This is a genomic window from Streptomyces sp. NPDC048506, assembly GCF_040651315.1.
Lineage (GTDB): Bacteria > Actinomycetota > Actinomycetes > Streptomycetales > Streptomycetaceae > Streptomyces.
Genome location: NZ_JBEZIX010000121.1, coordinates 1 through 2967, shown reverse-complemented (window position 1 = coordinate 2967; position 2967 = coordinate 1). Strand labels below are relative to the sequence as shown.

Below are 2967 nucleotides of genomic sequence, written 5' to 3'. Positions count from 1 at the left end.
GCGGCGCGCATCGGGCCGACGGTGTGGGAGCTGGAGGGGCCGATGCCGATGGAGAAGAGGTCGAAGACGGAGATGGCCACGGTGGCGGACTCCCTTGTCTGCTCGTGGTGGACGGTGGAGCTATGGGGCAGGAGGTGCGTTTCTGCGCCGATTGTCGAGCGTAACCCGGACCCGGCGCGGTGCCGTCAGACGGAAACCATCGGGCGTCCGTCGTCGGGGGTAACAGTGGGTTTCGGAACGGATGCCGGGGCGATCGGCGCGCTGGTCAGGCCGTCCGCGCGGGCCCTGACCCCGGCGCGGACCGCCCAGAAGTAGAAGGCCGGGGCGGACAGCGCGACCAGGGCGATGTCCAGGCCGCCGGGGATGAGGCCACGGCCGCCGAAGTCCGGGCTGCCCAGCGCCGACAGCGCGGCCATCCAGACCAGGAAGACCACCATCCACCAGGCCGGGGCGAACTGCCGCAGCAGTCGGCCGGCCCCTCGCCCGTCACCGGCCGCGTGCGAGGCTCCGTGGCGCCGCTCGATCGCGGCCTTGCGCCACAGCACCGGCGCGGCGATCGGCACGGACACCAGCGTCAGCACGGCGACCTTGCCGGTGTCCGGCCACTTCGACCAGTACAGGGCGCACGCGGCGAAGGCGAAGGTGACCGGGCACAGGACCGCGGCGGCGGGCAGTCGGAACGGGCGGGGCAGCTCCGGCGCGGTCCGCCGCAGCACCCCCACCGCGATCGGCCCGATCAGGTACGAGATCACCATGGCCGCCGACACCACGCCGGCCAGCGCCTGCCAGCTGCGGCCGACGGTGAGCAGCAGCAGGACGGAGAAGCCGAGGTTGAGCCACATCGCGGGGCGCGCGGTCCCGTAGCGCGGGTGCACGGCCGCCAGCCTGCGCGGGAAGAAGCCGGTCTCGGCGAGGTTGGTGACCATGTACGCGGCCGAGGCGACATTGGCGATGTTGGAGCCGGCCGGTGAGATGAAGGCGCCGAACTGAAGCATCGTGACCACCCAGTGCAGCATCAGCAGCTTGGCGAGGTCGGCGAACGGCGAGCCGAGGTTCACGCCCTGCCAGCCGCCGGCCCGGGCCAGCTCCTCGGGCGGCACGGCACCCAGGAACGCGGTCTGGAGCGCCAGATAGATCACCAGGCCCAGCGAGACCGCGCCGACCAGGGCGATCGGAATGGCCCGGCCCGGGTTCCTGGCGGCGCCGCCGAGGTTGACCACGGCCTGGAACCCGTTGAACGCGAAGACCACCCCGCAGGTGGTGACCGCGGTGAGCACGGCCGGCCAGCCGTACGGGGCGAAGCCGCCCTGTGCGGTGAAGTTGGAGGTGTGGAAGCCGGAGGCGACCAGCGCGGCCACGGCGAGCACCGGGATGGCGAACTTGACCAGGGTGAGGACGGTGTTGGCGCGGGCCAGCAGCTGGACGGACCAGTAGCAGGTCAGCCAGAGGGCGACGGTCAGGGCCAGCGCCACGGCCATGCCGGACGCGGTGAGGTGGTGGCCGGCCGGGTCGACCAGGCCCTTGGCCCAGCCGAAGTTCCACGACGTCATGTACTGGGTGGCGGCGATCGACTCGATCGGGATGAGCGAGGCGACCGCGATCCACACCGCCCAGCCGGTGAGGAAGCCGAGGACCGGGCCGTGCGAGAGGTGGCCGTAGCGGGCCATACCGCCCGGCACCGGGTAGGCCGCGCCGACCTCCGCGTAGGACATCGCGATCATGCCGATGAAGACGGCGCCGATGACCCAGGCGACCAGCGCCGCGGGGCCCGCCACCTGGGCGGCGGCACCGGCCCCGAAGAGCCAGCCGGAGCCGAAGATCGAGCCGATGCCGATCATGATGAGGGCGAAGAGGCTGAGCCCCTTGCGGTCGCCCGCGCTCATGTCCATGGGGAGTGTCGTCCGTCCTGCCGTTGCTCGTGCCCCCTCGCCGTTGAAGGGTCGCTGTGATCTGCCGCCGACCACCTTATTTCCGGCGAAACACCGGGATTTCCGCTGCTGTACGGGAACGGGGGCGGTATCGGGCCGGGCAGACGGTGAGCCCGGGACCAACGGCCCCGGGCTCACGGCCCGTTCGGCCCCGGCCCGCCGCTCACCGGCGGGCCGGGGGTTCACTGCATGAGACGCGTCACAGCGACGGGTACAGCGGGAACTTCTCCGCGAGTGCGGTGACGCGGGCCTTGAGGGCCTGGGCGTCGTAGCCGGGCTTGAGGGCTTCGGCGATGATGTCGGCGACCTCGCGGAAGTCGTCGGCCTGGAAGCCGCGGGTGGCCAGGGCGGGGGTGCCGATGCGCAGGCCGGAGGTGATCATCGGGGGGCGGGGGTCGTTGGGGATCGCGTTGCGGTTGACGGTGATCCCGACCTCGTGGAGGCGGTCTTCGGCCTGCTGGCCGTCGAGTTGGCTGTCGCGCAGGTCGACCAGGACGAGGTGGACGTCGGTGCCGCCGGACAGGACGGAGACGCCGTGCTGGGTGACGTCGTCCTGGATGAGGCGTTCGGCGAGGATCTTGGCGCCTTCCAGGGTGCGCTGCTGGCGCTCCTTGAACTCCTCGGAGGCGGCGACCTTGAAGGAGACGGCCTTGGCGGCGATGACGTGTTCGAGGGGGCCGCCCTGCTGGCCGGGGAAGACCGCGGAGTTGATCTTCTTGGCGAGTTCCTGGGTGGACAGGATGACGCCGCCGCGGGGGCCGCCGAGGGTCTTGTGGGTGGTGGTGGTCACCACGTGGGCGTGGGGGACGGGGTTGGGGTGCAGGCCCGCGGCGACGAGGCCGGCGAAGTGGGCCATGTCGACCATGAGGTAGGCGCCGACCTCGTCGGCGATGCGGCGGAAGGCGGCGAAGTCGAGCTGGCGGGGGTAGGCCGACCAGCCGGCCACGATCAGCTTGGGGCGGTGTTCCTTGGCGAGGCGTTCGACCTCGTCCATGTCGACGAGGTTGGTCTTTTCGTCGACGTGGTAGGGGACGACGTT

Annotated in this window: 3 protein-coding genes; all 3 read right to left on the bottom strand. The window is 71.5% G+C overall.

Annotated features, from left to right (window positions below; all coding sequences use genetic code 11):
- Window positions 1–80, bottom strand: an 80-nt coding sequence (locus AB0C96_RS42985) for a serine dehydratase beta chain (RefSeq protein WP_362925745.1), incomplete at its 3' end; no start/stop codon positions are given.
- A gap of 105 nt (window positions 81–185) precedes the next feature.
- On the bottom strand, window positions 186–1889 hold the full coding sequence (locus tag AB0C96_RS42980; RefSeq protein WP_362925744.1) for an APC family permease: 1704 nt from the start codon (window positions 1887–1889) through the stop codon (window positions 186–188).
- Window positions 1890–2127: 238 nt separating this feature from the next.
- On the bottom strand, window positions 2128–2967 hold an 840-nt coding region (locus AB0C96_RS42975), incomplete at its 5' end, for a serine hydroxymethyltransferase (RefSeq protein ID WP_362925742.1).

What these genes read in the sequence shown, in the direction of transcription:
- AB0C96_RS42980 (WP_362925744.1), bottom strand. Translation starts at nt 1,889, where the DNA reads ATGGACATGAGCGCGGGCGACCGCAAGGGGCTCAGCCTCTTCGCCCTC.